This window comes from Streptomyces violaceoruber (assembly GCF_033406955.1).
Lineage (GTDB): Bacteria > Actinomycetota > Actinomycetes > Streptomycetales > Streptomycetaceae > Streptomyces > Streptomyces violaceoruber.
Genome location: NZ_CP137734.1, coordinates 1829281 through 1848420, shown reverse-complemented (window position 1 = coordinate 1848420; position 19140 = coordinate 1829281). Strand labels below are relative to the sequence as shown.

The 19140-nt window shown below is 73.7% G+C and carries 20 protein-coding genes; 10 read left to right on the top strand and 10 right to left on the bottom strand.

The annotated features are described in order from the left end of the window. Positions 1-69: 69 nt before the first annotated feature. Positions 70-819 (bottom strand): peptidyl-tRNA hydrolase, encoded by a 750-nt coding sequence (locus R2E43_RS08115; protein WP_011030616.1) that lies wholly within the window; start codon positions 817-819, stop codon positions 70-72. 44 nt (positions 820-863) lie between these two features. On the opposite strand from R2E43_RS08115, the gene R2E43_RS08110 reads away from it, so the two are divergent. Further along, entirely contained in the window at positions 864-1718 is an 855-nt protein-coding gene (locus R2E43_RS08110; RefSeq protein WP_011030617.1) for an ABC transporter ATP-binding protein, read from the top strand. Beyond that, positions 1715-2389: an ABC transporter gene (locus tag R2E43_RS08105; protein ID WP_332056062.1), complete on the top strand. Its 675-nt coding sequence runs from the start codon at positions 1715-1717 to the stop codon at positions 2387-2389. The genes R2E43_RS08110 and R2E43_RS08105 overlap by 4 nt, the downstream gene beginning before the upstream one ends. On the opposite strand, the gene R2E43_RS08100 is transcribed toward R2E43_RS08105, so the two are convergent. From R2E43_RS08100 to zapE, 9 genes are all read right to left on the bottom strand, one after another. Next, positions 2381-2617: a hypothetical protein gene (locus R2E43_RS08100; protein ID WP_106517362.1), complete on the bottom strand. Its 237-nt coding sequence runs from the start codon at positions 2615-2617 to the stop codon at positions 2381-2383. The two genes, R2E43_RS08105 and R2E43_RS08100, sit on opposite strands and share 9 nt — an antisense overlap. A gap of 17 nt (positions 2618-2634) precedes the next feature. Then, positions 2635-3504, bottom strand: coding sequence for a polysaccharide deacetylase family protein (locus R2E43_RS08095; RefSeq protein WP_106517363.1), 870 nt, complete (start codon positions 3502-3504; stop codon positions 2635-2637). Positions 3505-3594: 90 nt separating this feature from the next. Beyond that, entirely contained in the window at positions 3595-5118 is a 1524-nt protein-coding gene (locus tag R2E43_RS08090) for an FAD-dependent oxidoreductase (protein ID WP_193485437.1), read from the bottom strand. Between the two features lie 69 nt (positions 5119-5187). Next, positions 5188-6585 carry a PhoX family protein gene (locus tag R2E43_RS08085; RefSeq protein ID WP_136207637.1) on the bottom strand — a complete coding sequence of 466 codons (1398 nt, stop codon included), beginning with the start codon at positions 6583-6585 and terminating at the stop codon, positions 5188-5190. A gap of 89 nt (positions 6586-6674) precedes the next feature. Continuing rightward, positions 6675-7463: a slipin family protein gene (locus R2E43_RS08080; RefSeq protein ID WP_093457217.1), complete on the bottom strand. Its 789-nt coding sequence runs from the start codon at positions 7461-7463 to the stop codon at positions 6675-6677. 100 nt (positions 7464-7563) lie between these two features. Then, positions 7564-9054: a SulP family inorganic anion transporter gene (locus R2E43_RS08075; protein ID WP_332056061.1), complete on the bottom strand. Its 1491-nt coding sequence runs from the start codon at positions 9052-9054 to the stop codon at positions 7564-7566. A gap of 8 nt (positions 9055-9062) precedes the next feature. Beyond that, positions 9063-9644, bottom strand: a complete 582-nt coding sequence (locus R2E43_RS08070) for a carbonic anhydrase (RefSeq protein ID WP_003972866.1) — start codon at positions 9642-9644, stop codon at positions 9063-9065. A gap of 78 nt (positions 9645-9722) precedes the next feature. Then, the gene (locus R2E43_RS08065) at positions 9723-10124 is read right to left on the bottom strand and encodes a hypothetical protein (RefSeq protein WP_106517365.1); all 402 of its coding nucleotides are present in this window, start codon (positions 10122-10124) and stop codon (positions 9723-9725) included. 189 nt (positions 10125-10313) lie between these two features. Further along, the gene (gene zapE / locus R2E43_RS08060) at positions 10314-11426 is read right to left on the bottom strand and encodes a cell division protein ZapE (RefSeq protein WP_319710870.1); all 1113 of its coding nucleotides are present in this window, start codon (positions 11424-11426) and stop codon (positions 10314-10316) included. A gap of 512 nt (positions 11427-11938) precedes the next feature. On the opposite strand from zapE, the gene R2E43_RS08055 reads away from it, so the two are divergent. The 8 genes from R2E43_RS08055 to R2E43_RS08020 all read left to right on the top strand — a co-directional run bounded on the left by R2E43_RS08055 (position 11939) and on the right by R2E43_RS08020 (position 19131). Beyond that, on the top strand, positions 11939-12736 hold the full coding sequence (locus R2E43_RS08055; protein WP_016327590.1) for a pyrimidine reductase family protein: 798 nt from the start codon (positions 11939-11941) through the stop codon (positions 12734-12736). Between the two features lie 216 nt (positions 12737-12952). Next, complete coding sequence (locus R2E43_RS08050; protein WP_003972862.1) at positions 12953-13426, top strand: hypothetical protein; 474 nt, start codon at positions 12953-12955, stop codon at positions 13424-13426. A gap of 73 nt (positions 13427-13499) precedes the next feature. After that, positions 13500-14888: a UDP-N-acetylmuramate--L-alanine ligase gene (murC, locus tag R2E43_RS08045; protein WP_011030625.1), complete on the top strand. Its 1389-nt coding sequence runs from the start codon at positions 13500-13502 to the stop codon at positions 14886-14888. 13 nt (positions 14889-14901) lie between these two features. Then, positions 14902-15309, top strand: a complete 408-nt coding sequence (gene msrB, locus R2E43_RS08040) for a peptide-methionine (R)-S-oxide reductase MsrB (protein ID WP_003972860.1) — start codon at positions 14902-14904, stop codon at positions 15307-15309. A 244-nt stretch (positions 15310-15553) separates the two neighbouring features. After that, on the top strand, positions 15554-16723 hold the full coding sequence (locus R2E43_RS08035) for an ABC transporter ATP-binding protein (RefSeq protein ID WP_319127064.1): 1170 nt from the start codon (positions 15554-15556) through the stop codon (positions 16721-16723). Continuing rightward, positions 16720-17433, top strand: a complete 714-nt coding sequence (locus tag R2E43_RS08030; RefSeq protein WP_003972858.1) for an ABC transporter permease — start codon at positions 16720-16722, stop codon at positions 17431-17433. The genes R2E43_RS08035 and R2E43_RS08030 overlap by 4 nt, the downstream gene beginning before the upstream one ends. Beyond that, the gene (locus tag R2E43_RS08025; protein WP_011030627.1) at positions 17430-18095 is read left to right on the top strand and encodes an ABC transporter permease; all 666 of its coding nucleotides are present in this window, start codon (positions 17430-17432) and stop codon (positions 18093-18095) included. The genes R2E43_RS08030 and R2E43_RS08025 overlap by 4 nt, the downstream gene beginning before the upstream one ends. Positions 18096-18168: 73 nt before the next feature. Beyond that, positions 18169-19131 (top strand): ABC transporter substrate-binding protein, encoded by a 963-nt coding sequence (locus R2E43_RS08020; protein WP_003972856.1) that lies wholly within the window; start codon positions 18169-18171, stop codon positions 19129-19131. Positions 19132-19140 lie beyond the last annotated feature (9 nt).

Here is a 19140-nt window from a genome sequence, read left to right as displayed (position 1 = left end):
CCTTCAGAGGAACATTTGAGGTTCGAGGTCCGCGGGCCGCCGCGGGCCCCGGCCGGTTCGCCTCCGCGCCTACGGGCGCGCCCGCCGCAGCGCCGGATGGTCCGCCACCACGGTGCACGAACCCGGCGCGATCTCCGTGAACCCGGCGTCCCGCACCACCGGCAGGCCGCCGGTGGTGAGGCCGGTCCAGCGGGCCGGGTCCGCGGTGCGCACCGACAGCGGGAAGCCCGCGTCGCGCCAGGCCGTCCGCTCGGCGTCGGACAGCTCCCACCAGGCGAGCTGCGCACCGTGGCCCGCCTGGGCCATCGCCTTGCCCGCCGACATGTCCAGGTCGGGGTTGAGCCAGAGCACCGGCGCGGTGGGGTCGGCGTCGACCGGCGGCTCGGGGTCGTCGAGGTCGGTGCCGGAGACCTGGAGGCGGGCCAGGTCCTTGGGCCAGCCGTCCAACGGGACCGGCGGGAAGACGCGTACCTCGGCGTTCTTGCCGGTGACCGTGATGCCCGGCAGCGCCTCGGCCCGCCGCCACTCCGCGCCGCGGGCCCGCCGCACGACCTTGCGGATGCGGGCGTCCTGCCAGTCCCGCACCGCCCGCGCCCACGCGCCGTCACCGGTGGATCGCTCGTCGCCGAGCATCACCAGCACCGCCCGGGCCGCGGTCTCCAGCGCGTCGGTGCGGGACGGCGGTGCCGCCCGCTCGATGCGCACCACGAGCGGCAGCACGAACTGCGGTGCGAGGTCGCGGTCGCCGGGCTCGGGTCGGAAGGGGCTGTCGGGGGCGGGAACGGGCGCGGGGACGGGTGTCGTCGGGTCGTTGCTCACGCCCTACAGTCTGCCAACCCGCGGGCCTGGGAGAGTATGGCCCCATGCGACGCGAGCTACGGCTGGACGGTGTGGGCCGCCGCTACGGTCTGCGCGGTCCGTGGGTGCTGCGCGGGGTCGAGCTGGGCGTGCCGCCCGGCGCCCTCGTCCGCGTCGAGGGCGCCAACGGCACCGGCAAGTCGACCCTGCTGCGCCTGCTCGCCGGGATCGACGCCCCCACCGAGGGCCGGGTCACCGGCCGCCCGCGCACCGCCTACGTCCCCGAACGCTTCCCGCCCGCCCTGCCCTTCACCGCCGCCCAGTACCTCACCCACCTCGGTACCGTCCACGGCCTGTCCCGCCGGGCGGCGGCCCGTGCCGCCGGGCACTGGCTGGAGCGGCTGGGGGCCGCCGGGTACGCCGACACGCGGCTCTCCCGGCTGTCCAAGGGCAGCAGTCAGAAGGTGGCGGTGGCGCAGGCCCTGCTCGCCGAGCCGGAGCTGCTCGTGCTCGACGAGGCCTGGACCGGGCTGGACGCGGACGCGCGGGGCGAGTTGGAGCGGGCGGTCGCCGAACGGACCGCGGTCGGCGGCGCCGTGGTCTTCGTCGATCACGATCCGCGCCGCCTGGCAGGCGTGCCCGACGCCGTGTACGCCGTGCGCGACGGCAGCCTGCACCGCCGTACCGGACCGGCCCCGGTGTCCGCGGGGCCGCGGGTCGTCGTGCGGGTGCAGGGGCCGGCCGGTGCCGTCCTCCCCGCCGACGTGCACCGCACGGCCGCCTCGGCCGAGGAGACCGGCCCCGGATCCCACACGCTCACCGTTCCCGCCTCGCACTCCGACGTCCTGCTGCGCACGCTCCTGACCGCCCGGCCGCCCTGGCACGTGGTGAGCGTGCACGCCCCCGAGGAGCGCCGATGACCGCCCTGCTGCGCTACCAGACCGCGCTCCTGCTGCGCTCTCAGCGCTGGCTGCCGCCCGTCGTCCTGTACGCCGCCGCGCTCGGCATCGGCGTGCAGGGCGGGCAGCCGGTGCTCGACTCGCTGGGCTGGGCGGCGGCCGTGCTGCTGCCGGTCGCGGCCTGGCTGGTGCGGATCTGCGTCACGGGCGAGCCGCCCGCCGCGCGGGAGTGCGTGTCGGCGGCACGGGGTCCCGCGCGGTCCCACCTCGCCGCCGTACTGGTGGGGCTGGCCGCCGCCGTCGTCCTGGGCGCCGTCGCGACCGTCGTCGTGACGCTGATCAGCGACCCCGTCAGCACCGGTCACGGAACGCGCGTGTCCCCGCTTCCGGCGGCCGGTGCGGGGCTGCTCGCCGCGCTGGTGTGCGCCCTGCTCGGCACCGCCGTCGGCGCGCTCACCGCCTGGCCGGTGCTGCGCTCGCCCGGCCGCGCGGTCCCCGCCCTGCTGCTGGCGGCCCTGCTGGCGCTCGTGGCGTCGGGGTCCCCGGCGCGGGCGGCGGTCAGCGGCCTGGTCACCGGGTCCAGGTCGGGCGCGGTCCCGCTGCCGCTGCTGCCGCTGGCCGGGGCGGCGGTCATCGCCGCGGGCGCGATCGCCGTGGCCTGTGCGCTCGGCTCGCGCGGACCGTCAGCCTGAGCAGGCGGTGCGCTGGGCCTCCTGCCACTCGCAGACCGGGCAGAGCGTGATGCCCTTGTACGATTCCGGGTACTCCGTCGGCTCCCGGCACTGCACGCACTCCGCGAACGGCGGACCGTCGGCCTTCGGCGGCCGGGGCGCGTCGATCAGGCAGTAGCCGCCGGGCTCGCAGCCGGCGCCGTCCGGCTCCGGCTCCGGTTCGCGGTCGTGGTCGTGGTCGCTGTCCATGTCTCCAGCCTAGGGCGTCAGGCGTGCCCGTTCGCGGCGCCGACCAGCTCCGAGACCTTCACGAAGCGGTACCCCCGGCGGCGCAGCTCCGGCACCACCGACCGCACCACCTCCTCGGTCACCGGGGCGGCGCTGCGCGTGCAGTGCATGACGACGACCGAACCCGGCCGCACCCCGTCGAGCACCTGCCGGGTCACCGCGTCGGCGTCCGTCGCGAAGGCGTCCCCGCTCACCACGTCCCACTGCACGGCGGTGACCCCGGTGGCCGACAACTCCTCGAGGGCCGCCTTGTCGTAGCAGCCGCCGGGGAAGCGGAAGTACGGCATCGGGTTCGGCACCCCGGCCTTCTCGAACGCCGTGTACGCCCGCTCCAGGTCCGGGCGCATGCGCTCCTTGGGCACGGTGGGCAGGCCGTAGCAGTCGTCGGTGTACGCGTAGTGGCTGTAGGAGTGGTTGGCGATCTCGAACCGCGGGTCCCGGCCGATGGAGCGGGCCTCGTCGGGGTACTCCTCCGCCCAGCGGCCGGTCATGAACACCGTGGCCGGCACCTTCAGCTCCCGCAGCGCCGTGATCAGGCCCGGGTTGTCGAACCGCTCGCCGGACGCCGCCCGCGGCCCCTGGTCGGCGGTCATGTCGGCGTCGAAGGTGAGGGCGACCGGCTTGCCGTCCTTGGTGCCGCCGGTGCGCGGGCCGTGTTCGAAGACGGGCGTCAGGCCCGCGGGGCCGGGGGCGAGGGTGGGCGTCCGGGCGGACGAGGAGGGGGAGGGGGACGGGTCGGGGGCCGAGGGCGCCGGACGGGGGGCCTGCTCGGCCCCGGTGGTTCCGCAGGCGGCGAGGGCGGCGCCCAGGACACAGAGCGCGGTGGCACGTCGTACGAGAGTGATCACCGTACGAACGTAGGAGTGGGATGGTCGTTTCGTATGACCGTGAGTGGTGACGTGCCGCCCCGGTCACCCGCCCGGCTCAGGCCCCGGGCGTCAGATCTCCCGCCGCTCCAGCGGCTTGGTCGCCGGGCCCTCCAGCACCCTGCCGTCCGTGCCGAAGCGGGAGCCGTGGCAGGGGCACTCCCAGGCGCGTTCGGCCGCGTTGAAGTCGACCAGGCAGCCCAGGTGGGTGCAGCGCGGCGAGACGGCGTGCAGGGCGCCCTCCTCGTCCCGGTAGACCGCGAGCCGGTCGCCGCCCGCCCGGACCACCGCGCCCTCGCCCGGCGGCAGCGCCTCCACCGGCGGGGTGGGCCGCAGCCGGTCGCCGACGAAGTGCCGGGCCACCTCGGCCTGCGTCTTGAGCAGCGCGGGCGCCTCCCGCACCGCCGTGCGCAGCCGGCGCGGGTCGTACAGCCCGCTCCACGCGCACTCCTCGCCGGTGATCTGCGCGGTGAGCAGCCGGCCCGCCATCATGCCGCCGCTCAGCCCCCAGCCGCCGAAGCCGGTGGCGACGTACGTGTGGTGCGCGCCCGGGTGCAGCGGGCCCACCATCGGCACGGTGTCGGTGGGGTCGATGTCCTGGGTGGCCCAGGCGTGGGTGCGCTCGACGCCTGGGAAGTGCTCGTCCGCCCAGGCGGCGAGGGTCTCGAAGCGCTCGCGGGTGTCGCCCGTGCCGGGGGTGAAGTGCTCGCCGGTGACGACGAGCAGGCGGCGGCCCGCGTCGGCCAGGGGGGCCGTGCGCACCGAGCGGGTGTTCTCCTCCGGCGTGATGTACATGCCGTCGACGTCGCGGTCCGCCTCGACGGTCCCGGCGACGACCAGTTCGCGGCGCGGGGAGAGGCGGGCGAAGAGCAGGGCCCGGTCGAAGATCGGGTAGTGGGTGGCCACCACGACGTCCCGGGCAGTGACCGTCGCCCCCGCCTCCGTCCGCACCCGGCACGGCTCGCCCTCGTCCAGACCCTGGACGGTGGTGCCCTCGAAGATCCGCCCGCCGCGCGCCTCCAGGTCCGCGGCGAGGGCCAGCAGGTACTTGACGGGGTGGAACTGGGCCTGTCCGGTCACCTTCACGGCGCCCGCCACCGGGAACGGCAGCCCGGTCTCCGTCACGAACGACGCGGGCAGCCCCGCCTCCTCGGCCGCGGCCGCCTCGGCGCGCAGCTCATCCACGCGGCCCGGGTCGCGGACGTACGTGTAGGCGTCCCGGGTCTCCCAGTCGCAGTCGATGCCCAGCTCGGCGACGATCCCGGCGGCGTGCTCGATCGCCTCGGACTGCGAGCGGGCGTACAGCCGGGCGCCCTCGGGGCCGCGGGTGCGGCGCAGCCTGTCGTAGACCAGGGTGTGCAGGACGGTCAGCTTGGCGCTGGTGTACCCGGTGACCCCGGCGGCGACCCGCCCGGCCTCCAGCACCGCCACGCTCCGCCCGGCCCGGGTCAGCTCCCAGGCCGCGCTGAGCCCGGCGACACCGGCGCCGATCACGGCGACGTCGACGTCGAGATCCTCCGCGAGCGCGGGACGGGGCGCGCCGCCCGGTGCCGTCTGAAGCCAGTACGAGTCGCTGACCTGCACGTTCTGAGTCATGCGGCCCGGGTACCCCATGGCTGCGGCTTCAGTGACCGCACGGCGCGCCCCGCCTGTGTCCCCGGGCCGCTACCTGCGCCAGGGCCCGGTCACCGCGAAGGTGGTGCCCGGCGTGTAGCAGTTGACGTACATCGTGTCGCCGTCGGGGGAGAAGGTGACGCCGGCGAACTCACCCCACTCCGGCTCCTCCTCCGTACCGATGTTCTGGGCGCCGCGGGCCATCGCGTACACCTCGCCGCGCCGGGTCACGCCGAAGACGTGCTGGGCGCCGTTGCCGTCCTCGCAGACCATCAGCCCGCCGCTGGGAGCCAGGCAGATGTTGTCGGGGGACTCGCCCGGCAGCTGGACGTCGGTGTCCGGGCCGAAGACGATCACCAGGGTGAGGCGGCGCCGCTCGGGGTCGTAGCGCCAGATCTGGCCGTAGTGGTCGGCCGCCGAGCCCTCTTCGCTGTGGGCGAAGGACGACACGAAGTACACGCTCCGCCCGCCCCAGTAGCAGCCCTCCAGCTTCTGGGCGTGGGTGATGCCGCCCCGGCCGAAGTCCTGGAAGCGGATGGGCGTCCCGTCCGCCAGCGGGTCGGGCACGTCCACCCATTCGACGCGGTCGAAGGTCGCGCCCGTCTCCTGGATCGAGGACAGGTCGGGCACGCCGGGCACGCGCATCGCCTGGAGCCTGCCGCCCGCCCGCAGCGAGCCCCGGCCGCCCAGCGGCTTCTCGGGCAGGAACCGGTAGAACAGGCCGAACGGCCGCTCGAAGGCGTCCTCCGTCTCGTACACGACACCGCGCCGCGGGTCCACGGCGATCGCCTCGTGCTGGAAGCGGCCCATCGCGGTCAGCGGCACCGCCCCGGTGCGGTGCGGGTCGACCGGGTCGACCTCGAAGATGAAGCCGTGGTCCTTGGTGTAGCCGTTGGTCCCGGCCCTGTCCTCGGTCTCCTCGCAGGTCAGCCAGGTGTGCCAGGGGGTGGGACCGCCCGCGCAGTTGACGGCCGTACCGGCGATCGCGACCCGCTCGGACAGGACGTGGTTGCGCGAGTCCAGCGTCAGCGCCGTACAGCCGCCCTTGCCCTGCGGGTCGTAGGTGAGGCCCTCGACCGTCGGGACGGGGACGCGGCCGTCCTCGCGGTTCTCGTGGTTGCGGACGAGGTGGGTGGTGCGGCCGTGTCTGCCGGAGGAGCGCCCCGGGAAGGCGGACATGCCGTCGTGGTTGGAGGGCACCGGGCCCTCCCCGGAGCGCAGCCGGTCGCCCTCGCGGGACAGCACCCGGTAGCGGAAGCCCTTGGGCAGGTCCAGCAGTCCGTCGGGGTCGGGGACCAGGGGGCCGTAGCCGGTGTGGCCGAGGGGCTGGGCGGCGGCGGTGCCGGCGAAAAGCTCGGAGAGGGCGCCGGTGAAGGCGATGCCTGCGCCCAGGGCTCCGGTACGCGCGAGCACCTGGCGGCGGGTCGCCGCGTTGCGGGACGTGGACATGGGGAAACCTTCCTGCTGGCGGACAGGACTGTGACCCCGCTGTGTCTATCACCTGCCAGGAGTCCCGGGAACCACGCGCGTGGCTCGTGTCACCGCTCGACCCGGTGCTCGACCGGGTGCTCCTGCGCCTTCTCCAGGAACCGCAGCAGCTCCACGGGGAAGGGCAGCACCAGGGTGGAGTTCTTCTCGGCGGCCACCGCCACGACCGTCTGGAGCAACCGCAGTTGCAGCGCCGCGGGCGTCTCGGACATCTCCCGGGCCGCCTCCGCGAGCACCTTCGAGGCCTGCAACTCGGCGTCCGCGTTGATCACCCGGGCGCGTCGCTCCCGGTCCGCCTCGGCCTGGCGGGCCATCGAGCGCTTCATGGTGTCCGGCAGGGACACGTCCTTGATCTCGACCCGGTCGATCTGCACGCCCCAGCCGACCGCGGGACTGTCGATCATCAGCTCCAGCCCCTGGTTCAGCTTCTCCCGGTCGGACAGCAGATCGTCCAGGTCGCTCTTGCCGATGATGGAGCGCAGCGAGGTCTGGGCCATCTGCGAGACGGCGAACCGGTAGTCCTCGACCCGGACCAGCGCGTTGGCCGCATCGACCACCTTGAAGTACACGACCGCGTCCACCCGCACGGTGACGTTGTCACGGGTGATGCCCTCCTGGGCGGGCACGGGCAGCGTGATGATCTGCATGTTCACCTTGTGCAGCCGGTCCACGAACGGCACGATCATGGTGAACCCGGGACCGCGCACCTGCCCCGCGAGCCGTCCGAGCCGGAAGACCACCCCGCGTTCGTACTGCTTGACGACCCGTGCTGCCGAGGCGACGTACAGGACGCCCGCGCTGCCGACGGCGGCGGCCGCGGTCAGAAGCTCCTGGACCATGACGACCTCCTCGCTCGGAGGACGGTTTTCACCCTTACTGTCACGATAGGCCCGCCGCCGGGCCGGGTGCCATGCCCCGGCCCCGGCGGCGGACTCCCCGCTACACCCCCGCCCTCTCCGGCTCCGTGACCTTCACCGGATCCGTGCCGGCGGCGCTGTGCCGTTCGGCCCAGTTCTCCAGGGCCGTGCGGCAGGCGTGGTCCAGGTGGTGCAGCCCGGACAGGTCCAGCTCGACCGGGCGGTCCTGCGGCAGCGCCTCCAGGCCCTCCAGGATCTTCGGCAGCCGCAGGAAGGTGGCGTTGCCGGTGAGATGGGCCTGGACGGGGCCCGCACCCTTGTCGACGATCTCCAGCTTGAGGTGCGAGGCCTCCCAGGCGGTCTTGACCACGGACAGGGCCAGACCGATCAGCACGCCCTCGAACATGTTGACCGCGACGATCGAGACGGCCGTGACCACCAGGATCAGCGCCTCGCCCCGGTGGTCGCGCCACAGCGGCAGGATGCTGCGGAACGGAATCAGCTTCCAGCCCGCGTGCACCAGGATGCCCGCCAGCGCGGGCAGCGGGATCAGGCCCAGCACGGACGGCAGCAGCGCCGCGAACAGCAGCAGCCACACACCGTGCAGCACCCGGGACGCCTTGGTGCGGGCGCCCGCGGCGACGTTGGCGGAGCTGCGCACGATGACCGCGGTCATCGGCAGCGCGCCGAGGACGCCGCACACGGTGTTGCCCGCGCCCTGCGCCATCAGCTCCTTGTCGTACTCGGTGCGCGGCCCGTCGTGCAGCCGGTCCACCGCCGCGGCGCTGAACAGGCTCTCCGCCGAGGCGATCAGCGTGAACGCGACGATCGTGCCGAGCAGGCCCACGTTCGCCAGCTCGCCGAAGGCGTCGGCGCCGGTCGGCTGGATCACGTCCAGCAGGCCGCTCACCTCGACGGTCGCGACCGACAGTCCGAACGCCGCCGTGACGGCGGTGGCCAGAGCGACCGCGGCCAGCGCCCCCGGCACGGTCCGTGCCCGCTTCGGCAGCCGCTTCCACAGCACCATCACCGCGACGGTGCCCGCGCCCAGGGCGAGCGAGGTCAGGGCTCCGGTGCTGCCCAGCGCGTCGGCGGCGGCCCCCGGCAGCCCGGTGAGCTTGTCGATGCCGGAGGCGGGCGCCTGGAGACCGGCGGCCGAGTAGAGCTGGCCCGCGATGAGCACCAGGCCGATGCCGGCCAGCATGCCCTCGACGACCGACAGGGAGATCGCCCGGAACCAGCGCCCCAGCTTCAGAGCGCCCATCGCGAGCTGGACGATCCCGGTGGCGAGCACGATCACGCCGAGCGCCGGCAGGCCGTACTGGTCGACCGCGCCGAAGACCAGCACGGTCAGCCCGGCGGCCGGGCCGGAGACCTGGAGGCTGCTGCCCGGCAGGAACCCGGTGACCAGACCGCCCACGATGCCGGTGACCAGGCCGAGTTCGGCCGGAACACCGGAGGCGACGGCCACGCCCACGCACAGCGGGAGCGCGACCAGGAACACGACGAGGGACGCGGTGAGGTCCTGCCGCCAGTGCGGGAACCTCCGGTTCCGGTCGGCTATGGGGGACATGCCGGCGCTCACAGGGTCTCGAACGCGTCGGTGTCCGCGCGGTGCGCGCGCACGAGGCCGGTGTGGACCTCGTAGTACCAGCCGTGCAGCCGCAGCCGGCCGTCCGCCAGCCGCCGCTCGACGCAGGGGTAGGAGCGCAGGCGCAGCAGTTGCGCCAGTACGTGGTGCTGCACGGCCCCGGCGACCGTCGGATCGGCGGGGTCGCAGGGCTTCGGCTCGTCGGCCGCGTGCGCCAGCCAGTCGCGCACGGCGGGCACGGCGGTCAGGTCGTCGCCGCGCACCAGCGCGCCGACGGCGCCGCAGTGCGAGTGGCCGCAGACCACGATGTCGGCGACGCCGAGGACCTGGACGGCGTACTCGACGGTGGCCGCTTCGCCGGAAGGGTGCCCGGTTCCGTGGGGCGGGACGATGTTGCCCGCGGTGCGCAGTTCGAAGAGCTGGCCGGGCCGGGCGCCCGTGATCAGGGCGGGCACGACCCGGGAGTCGGAGCAGGTGATGAACAGGACTTCGGGCGACTGGCCTTCGGCGTGCCCGGTGAACTCCTCAGGGCGCTGTCCGAACATGCGGGCGTTGTCGATGAGGGGTTGCATGATGCGGTTTTCCTCCTGGCGCGCCGTGGGGGCGCGTCGGACGGGTGGGACAGAGGTGGGGGATGTGCCGGTGGTCCGTCAGCAGCGGAAGACCTGGAGTACCGCGGGGGCGTGGTCCGCCGCGGCTCTGGGCGGGTGCTCGGTGGCACGGCCGGAGGCGACGGAGCCGGGCGCCTGCGGGGCGGACTGGCGCGCCGGCGGGTGCCGAGGGGTGCCGGACTGCGGCGCGGCAGTGGTGCGGTGGCGGTCGCGGACGCCCGGCGCGGTGGTCGGCTCCCCCGGGCGGCCGCCCTCGCGGCAGGTGACCGTCTCGTCGTGCGGCGCCGTGCCGGTGGGGATGGTTCCGGGACGGGCGTGGGCCACGGCGTCACCGTTTGTGTACGCGGATGCGAAGGAGCCGGAGGGAGCGAAGAACTGGAGTGCGAACAGGACGGGGGCGAGGACCGCGACCACGGTGCGGGCCGCCGTACGTCGGTACACGTGGCCCCCTCCCAGGCAGTTCCTGCCGCTGGCACATGCCGAAGGGCAGGTCAATGCCCGGCAAAAGCATGGTCAACGCACGGTCAAGAAACACGTTAACCCTGCAAAGGGCTTTGCAGGGTTAACGGGGCGTTACGTGCCGGAGAGAGCCTCAAAATGGCGGCTGGGTTGGCGGGAACCGACCGTTCCTCAGGCCGTGTCCACCAGCCGCGCCGCGTCCCGGGCCAGCGCGGTGAGCCGGGAGATCGCCCGGAAGTACTTCTTGCGGTAGCCGCCCTTCAGCATCTCCTCGCCGAACAGCCGGTCGAAGGGCAGCCCGGAGGCCAGGACGGGCACCTCGCGGTCGTAGAGCCGGTCCGCGAGCACCACGAGCCGCAGCGCCGTCGACTGGTCCGGCACCGGGTGCACGCCGGTGAGGCACACCGCCGTCAGGCCGTCGGTCAGGGCGCCGTAGCGGCTGGGGTGAACGCGGGCGAGGTGGTCGAGGAGGGCGGCGAAGTCGTCCAGGGAGGCACCCTCGGTGGCCCGCGCCGCGCGGGTCACCTGCTCGTCGGAGTACGGCGCCGGGGCCTCGGGCAGACCGCGGTGGCGGTAGTCCTCGCCGTCGATGCGCAGGGCGCGGAAGTGGGCGGACAGGCCCTGGATCTCGCGCAGGAAGTCGGCCGCCGCGAACCGGCCCTCGCCGAGCTTGCCCGGCAGCGTGTTGGAGGTGGCGGCGAGCGCCACGCCGGCCTCCACGAGCCGGGCGAGCAGGCTGGAGACGAGGACGGTGTCGCCCGGGTCGTCCAGCTCGAACTCGTCGATGCACAGCAGACGGTGCCCGGACAGCGTCTGCACGGTCTGCTGGAAACCGAGGGCGCCGACGAGGTTGGTCAGCTCGACGAAGGTGCCGAAGGCCTTGCGGGAGGGCTCGGCGGGGGTGGCGTGCCACAGGGAGGCCAGCAGGTGGGTCTTGCCGACGCCGTAACCGCCGTCGAGGTAGACGCCGCGGGGGCCGGCCGGGGTCTTCGGCGCCCTGCCGCGGCCCATCCCGAAGAAGCCGCGCCTGCCGCCTCCCGTGCCGGGCGCCTCGCCCAGTCCGCCCGCGAAGTCCTCGAGGACCCGGACGGCCTCGCTCTGGCTGGGCTGGTTCGGGTCCGGGACGTACGTGCCGAAGCGGACGGAGTCGAAACGGGGCGGGGGCACCATCTCGGCGACCAGGCGGTCCGCGGGGACACGGGGCTCACGGGCGCACAGGGACACCGTGGCCGGAGCCGTCCCGGTTATCGGAGCGGGGACGGAGGCGGGAGAGGAGGACGACACGGTACTCAATGGTAGGGCCTGCGCGGAGGGCCCCGTCGTCGGCCGGGCGGCGGCGGGGCCTGCGCGGAGGGTCCCGTCGTCGGCCGGGCGGCGGCGCGAGCGGGGCGCGGCCACCCCGGCGGCGCGAGGGGGGCGGGTGCGAGGCGGGGCGGGGCGGGTGCGAGGCGGGGCGAGGCGAGGCGGGGCGAGGCGAGGCGGGGCGAGGCGAGGCGGGTGCGAGGCGGGGCGAGGCGGGTGCGAGGCGGGGCGCGGCGAGGCGGGTGCGGGGCGAGGCGCGGCGAGGCGGGTGCGGGGCGAGGCGGGTGCGGGGCGAGGCGGGTGCGGTGCGGGGCGAGGCGGGTGCGGGGCCGGGTGCCCGTGCGGCGGGGTGCTGCGGTCGTGCGCGGCCCGGGGACGGAAACCCGGGTGCCCGCGCGTGGCCGGCGCGGGCCCGGCGTCGTGGCCGCGGTGCGTGGGGGCGGGCCCTCCGGCCTGCGCGGTTGGGGTGGCGGGTGCGTGGAACACTGCACCCCATGCGACGCCTGTTCCCCGTGTCCCCCGCGACCGATCCGACCGCCGGCCCGGGCGGCGGCCCCGAGACCGACCGGGAGTGGAGCCTGGCGGAGCTGGCCGCCGCCTACGCGTACCCCGAGCCCGACGGGCACCGGCGGACGTGGCTGCGGGCCAACATGGTCTCCACCCTCGACGGCGCCGCCCAGCACGACGGCCGCTCCCAGCCCATCTCCAGCGCGGCCGACATGCGGGTCTTCGGCACCCTGCGGGCGCTGGCGGACGTGGTGATCGCCGGCGCCGAGACCGTACGGCAGGAGGGGTACCGCCCGGGGCGCGCGCGGGCGGATTTCGCCGAGGCGCGGCGGGCGGCCGGGCAGGCGCCCGTGCCGGTGATCGCGGTGGTCAGCGCGAGCCTGGAGCTGGACTTCTCCCTGCCGCTGTTCACCTCCCCGGCCGTGCCCACGCTGGTCCTGACCGGCGCCGCCGCGGCTCCCGACCGGATCGCCGCCGCGGAGCGGGCCGGGGCCCGGGTGGTGATCGCGGGAGACGGCGTCGGGGTGGACCCGGCCCGTGCGCTCGGGGCGCTCGGGGCGCTGGGGCACACCCGGCTGCTGACCGAGGGCGGCCCGCGGCTGCTGGGGCAGTTCGTCGCGGCCGGTGTGCTCGACGAGCTGTGCCTGACCGTCTCCCCGATGCTGACCGCGGGGGACGCGCAGCGGATCGCGGGCGGACCGGCCGTCGGGGTGCCGCGGCGATTCGCACTGGCGTCCCTCCTGGAGGAGGAAGGTTTCCTCTTCAGCCGGTACCGGCGCGACTAGACACCTCCCGGCCCGGGCGGGGGCCGACGGCCGGACAGAGGTTCGGTCGTTACCGCACATCCGGGAATCAGCGGAATCTCCCGTTCCGTTTAGCCCGCGCCGGGCACACTGATTCCGGCAGTACCCGTGCGATCACGGGGCAGGATGGTTTCCGCAGGGTCTGGTACGGCCTACGGAGGGTGGGCCCACGGGCCCTCGAAGGAGAAGGGGCGCCTGGTGTTCACAAGCGTTTTGATGATCGAGAAGGCCCTTACGTCCGCCGACGTGGAGTTCGTCACCACCTTGCACGGGGACGAGCAGGTCGGCTTCCACGTGCTGCTCCAGCCGCGCGGCGATCAGGCGGACCGCCTGCTGCGCGCCATCGACGACGTCGCGCTCGGCGAGCTGGACGACGCCGTACGCGAGGGGGAGACCCCGGAGGGGCGGGAGGCGCAGAGCGTCGGGGAACGGGCCCTGGAGGTGTCCCTGACCGCCCTGCGCGCCTCCGGTGCGCAGGCCGACGGGAGACTGATCGAGGACCACCCGCTGGACGAGCTGAAGTCCGTGGTCATGGAGACCGGCGCGGACGAGGTGATCGTCCTGACCGACCCCCACTACGTGGAGGAGTTCTTCCACCGGGACTGGGCCTCCCGGGCCCGGCACAAGGTCGGCGTGCCGGTCCTGAAACTCTTCTCCCACAGCAAGGCATAGGCTGGTGCCGCGCCCCCGCCGAGGGGGCGCGGCCTCAACGGATCACCAACGGACCACCCTGGGAGAACAGCGCATGGCACCCGGCCTTCCCACCGCCATGGACCGACCGCACTTCATCGGCATCGGCGGCGCCGGAATGTCGGGCATCGCCAAGATCCTCGCCCAGCGCGGCGCCGAGGTGGCGGGCAGCGACGCCAAGGAGTCCGCGACCGCCGACGCGCTGCGCGCCCTGGGCGCCACCGTGCACATCGGGCACGCGGCGGAGCACCTCGCCGCCGACGCGAGCTGCGTGGTCGTGTCCTCGGCCATCCGCGAGGACAATCCGGAGCTGGTCCGCGCCGCCGAGCTGGGCATCCCGGTCGTGCACCGCTCCGACGCCCTCGCCGCCCTGATGAACGGCCTGCGCCCCATCGCGGTCGCCGGCACCCACGGCAAGACCACCACCACCTCGATGCTGGCGGTCTCCCTGTCCGAGCTGGACCTGGGCCCGTCGTACGCGATCGGCGGCGACCTGGACGCCCCCGGCTCCAACGCCCTGCACGGCGAAGGCGAGATCTTCGTCGCCGAGGCGGACGAAAGCGACCGCAGCTTCCACAAGTACGCCCCCGAGGTCGCCATCGTCCTCAACGTCGAGCTGGACCACCACGCCAACTACGCCTCGATGGACGAGATCTACGAGTCCTTCGAGACCTTCGCCGGCAAGATCGTCCCCGGCGGCACCCTGGTGATCGCGGCCGACCACGAGGGCGCCCGGGAGCTGACCCGACGGCTGGCAGGCCGGGTGCGGACGGTGACGTACGGAGAGTCCGAGGACGCCGACGTGCGCATCCTGTCCGTCGTCCCGCAGGGCCTCAAGAGCGAGGTCACCGTCGTCCTGGACGGCGCCGAGCTGACCTTCGCCGTCTCCGTCCCCGGCCGCCACTACGCCCACAACGCCGTCGCCGCCCTCGCCGCGGGCGCCGCCCTCGGCGTCCCCGCCGCCGAGCTGGCCCCCGCGCTGGCCGCCTACACGGGCGTCAAGCGGCGCCTCCAGCTCAAGGGCGAGGCGGCCGGCGTCCAGGTCGTCGACTCCTACGCGCACCACCCCACCGAGATGACCGCCGACCTGGAGGCCATGCGCGCCGCGGTCGGCGACGCCCGCATCCTGGTCCTCTTCCAGCCGCACCTCTTCTCCCGCACCCAGGAGCTGGGCAAGGAGATGGGCCAGGCCCTGGCCCTCGCGGACGCCTCGGTCGTCCTCGACATCTACCCGGCCCGCGAGGACCCGATCCCGGGCGTCACCAGCGAGCTGATCGTCGAGGCGGCCCGCGCCGCCGGCGCCGACGTCACACCGGTCCACGACAAGGACGCCTCGCCCGCGCTGGTCGCGGGAATGGCGAAGGCCGGTGATCTCGTTCTCACCATGGGCGCGGGCGACGTCACCGACCTCGGACCGCGCATCCTGGACGAGCTGTCGAAGTAAGGGGCTGAGACTCATGTCGTACGACGTCGAGAAGCCGGACGAGCAGTGGCGGGCCGAGCTGGCCCCGGCCGAGTACGCCGTGCTGCGCGAGGCCGCCACCGAGCCGGCCTTCACCGGTGAGTACACCGACACCAAGACCGAGGGCGTCTACTCCTGCCGCGCCTGCGGTGCGGAGCTGTTCACCTCCACGACCAAGTTCGAGTCGCACTGCGGCTGGCCGTCCTTCTACGACCCGAGGGACACCGACGCGGTCGAGCTGATCGAGGACCGCTCCCACGGGATGGTCCGCACCGAGGTGCGCTGCGCCCGCTGCGGTTCCCACCTCGGTCACGTCTTCAAGGGCGAGGGCTACCCGACCCCGACCGACCAGCGGTACTGCATCAACAGCATCTCGCTGCGGCTGGAGCCGAAGGCGGGCTGAACCGGCCGGTGAACGGCGGCCGGGAGCGGCACGGTGGACACCGTCGCTCGCTCCCGGCCGCCTTCGGTCGGTCGGTCGGGTTTCCGGTGTGAACGCCCGAGTGTGAACGCCCGAGCAGCGGGAAGGAGTCGCCCCGGAGCAACGGGGGCCCCGCGGACCAGCCGTCTACACTCGACCGGCGACGGCCCCACCGACCGCGGCCGGAGCGGGCAGCTTCTGCCAGACCCGAAGGGTATTCGGCGTTTTGATACGGATGGACTCAGTCACCAAGCGGTACCCGGACGGCACCGTGGCGGTGGACCGGCTGTCGCTGGAGATACCCGACCGCGCGATCACGGTGCTCGTCGGCCCCTCGGGCTGCGGCAAGACGACGACCCTGCGGATGATCAACAGAATGGTCGAACCCACCGAGGGAACGATCCTGCTCGACGGCGAGGACCTCCAGCAGCAGCCCGTCACCACACTGCGCCGGTCCATGGGATACGTCATCCAGAACGCCGGGCTCTTCCAGCACCGCACGATCCTCGACAACATCGCCACCGTGCCCCGCATGATCGGCTGGGGCAAGCAGAAGTCCCGCGAGCGCGCCGCGGAGCTGATGGAACGGGTGGGGCTCGACGCCTCCCTCGCCAAGCGGTACCCGTACCAGCTCTCCGGCGGTCAGCAGCAGCGCGTCGGCGTGGCCCGGGCGCTCGCCGCCGATCCGCCCGTGCTGCTCATGGACGAGCCGTTCTCGGCCGTCGACCCCGTGGTCCGCAAGGGATTGCAGGACGAACTCGTGCGCATCCAGGACGAACTGGGCAAGACCATCGTCTTCGTCACCCACGACATCGACGAGGCCATCAAACTGGGCACCATGGTCGCGGTGATGCGCACCGGCGGCCGGCTCGCCCAGTTCGCACCGCCCGCCGAGCTGCTGTCCGACCCCGCGGACGACTTCGTCGAGGACTTCCTCGGCGCCGACCGCGGCATCCGGCGGCTCTCCTTCTTCCCGTCCGCCGGCCTGGAGCTGACCACCGGCCCGGTCGTGCGCGCCGACGCCACCGCCGAACAGCTCGCCGCCGCCGGCGGCGCCCCCCACCTGCTGGTGACCGACGCGGACGACCGGCCGCTGGGCTGGGCCGAGCCGGGCGATCTGACGGCCGGGGACCTCGCGGCCGGGCGACTGCTGTCCTTCGGGCGGCCGTTCGTGCCCGGCACCGACTCGCTGCGGGCCGCCCTCGACTGCGCCGTGCTCTCGCCCACCGGCTGGGCGGTCGCCGTGGACGCCGACGGACGGGTGACCGGCGTCGTCTCCCAGCAGACCGTCGGCGCGGCGATCCGCTCCGCCCACGGCGCGGGGGACCCCGGCGCGGTCACCCCCGGCGACGCGCGGGCCGAGGAGCCCGGCGACGTCACGAAGGTCGCCCCGTGAACGGCTTCTTCGACATACCGAGCGACCTCGACAACACCTACTTCGGCCTGATCGGCCTGCATCTGCGCGAGGCGCTGCTGCCGGTCCTGGCCGGACTGCTCGCCGCGCTGCCCCTCGCCCAGCTCTGTGTGCGCTTCCGCTGGCTGTACCCGCCGGTGCTCGGCGTGACCACCGTCTTCTACGCCATCCCGTCGCTGGCCGTCTTCGTGGTCCTCATCGACTACACCGGGCAGACCGAACTGACCGTGATGATCCCGCTGGCCGTGTACAGCCTCGTGGTGCTCGTCCCGGCGATCGTCGACGGCGTGCGGTCGGTGCCCGAGGAGACGCTGGCCGCGTCCACCGCCATGGGCTTCGGGCCCGTACGGCGCTACCTCCAGGTGCAGTTGCCGATCGCCGTGCCCGCGATCCTCGCCGGGCTGCGGGTCGCCGTGTCGGCGAGCATCTCCCTGGTCAGCGTCGGCGCCCTGATCGGCAACCAGGGCGCGCTCGGCAACCTGCTCGCGGACGCCCAGAAGTACGGCCGGCCCGAACTGGCGGTCAACTCGGTCCTGACCACCGCCGTACTGGCCGTCCTGTGCGACGCGCTGCTCGTCCTGGCCCGCAACCTGCTGACCCCGTGGATGCCGCGCGGCAAGGGGCGGCGCGCCAGGGCCCACGCCGCCGTGCGGCAGGAGCGGCCCGAACCGCAGGAGGCGGCGACCCGGTGAACGTCCTCGACTTCGTCAACGCCTTCTTCAGCGACAGCGCCCACTGGCACGGCTACGACGGCATCCCCACGCGCCTGCTGGAACACGTCCAGTACACCCTGATGGCCCTCGGACTCGCCGCCGCCATCGGGCTGCCCGTCGGGCTGCTGACCGGGCACACCGGACGCGGCGGCAACGCCGTCGCCTTCGTCGCCACCGCCGCCCGCGCCCTGCCCAGCTTCGGTCTGCTGGTGCTGATCGCCGTCGTCGTCGGCATCGGCCTGCTGCCCGTGATGGTCCCGCTCGTCGTGCTCGCGGTCCCGCCCATCCTCGTGACCACCTACGAGGCGGTCCGCTCCGTCGACCCCTCGCCGGTGGACGCCGCCCGGGGCATGGGCATGCACGAGTCGGGCATCCTCTTCCGGGTCGAACTCCCGGTCGCCCTCCCGCTGGTCCTCAGCGGGCTGCGCTCGGCCGCCATCCAGGTCGTGTCGACGGCGACCATCGCCGCCTACGTCAGCCTCGGCGGCATCGGCCGCTACATCATCGACGGGCTCTACCAGCGCGACTACGAGAAGGTCGTCGGCGGCGCCACGCTGGTGGCCGTCCTGGCCCTGGTCACCCTCGCGCTCTTCTGGGCGGCGGGACGGTTCGCGGTCTCGCCGGGGGTGCGCAGGCGCTGAGCGCCCGGGCCGCGGAGAAACCGTAACCAGGCCGTACTTGACTCACCGGCAAGCGGATCGTTTGGATCGACGGATGAATTTCACCGCGAAGAGCAGCAGGTCCAGGACCAGGCACACCGGCGCGGCGGCCGTCGCGCTCACCGCCGCGGCGGCGCTGCTCGCGGGCTGTTCCTCCGACTCCGACGGCACCTCCGACAACCCGCTCGCGGGTGACAAGGCGGAGGCCGGCACCGTCGTCGTCGGCTCGAACAACTTCGCCGAGAGCACCCTGCTCGCCGACATCTACGGGGAGGCGCTCAAGGCCAAGGGCCTCAAGGTCACCTACAAGCACAACATAGGCAGCCGGGAGACGACCTACGGCATGATGAAGAACGGCTCCGTCACGGTGCTGCCGGAGTACAACGGCTCGCTGCTCGCCTACCTCGACCCGAAGGCCCGGCAGAAGTCCGTGGAGGCGGTGAACGAGGCGGCGAAGGCCAAGCTCGACAAGAAGCTGACGCTGCTGGAGTCGTCACCGGCCGAGAACAAGGACTCGGTGAGCGTCAACGCCGAGACCGCGAAGAAGCACGGCCTCACCGCCGAATCGACCCTCGCCGACCTCAAGGACGTCGCACCGGACCTGGTGATCGGCGGCTCGCCCGAGTTCCAGACGCGGCAGCAGGGGCTCAAGGGCCTGGAGTCGGTGTACGGACTGAAGTTCAAGTCCTTCAAGGCGCTCGACGCGGGCGGCCCGCTGACCCAGTCGGCGCTGACCAAGAACGACGTGCAGGCGGCGGACGTCTTCACCACCGACCCGACCATCATCAAGGAGAAGTTCGTCGTCCTGAAGGACCCGGAGAACCTCTTCGGCCACGCGAACGTGACCCCGCTGGTCACCAAGGACGGGCTGAACGAGGAGGGCGTGGCCACGCTCAACGCGGTCTCCGCCAAGCTCGACACCGAGACGCTCCTGGACCTGGACGCCCAGGTCCAGCTGGACAAGAAGGACCCGCTGGACGTGGCCAAGGAGTGGCTGAAGTCCGCGGGTCTCGTCTGACGGAAGCCC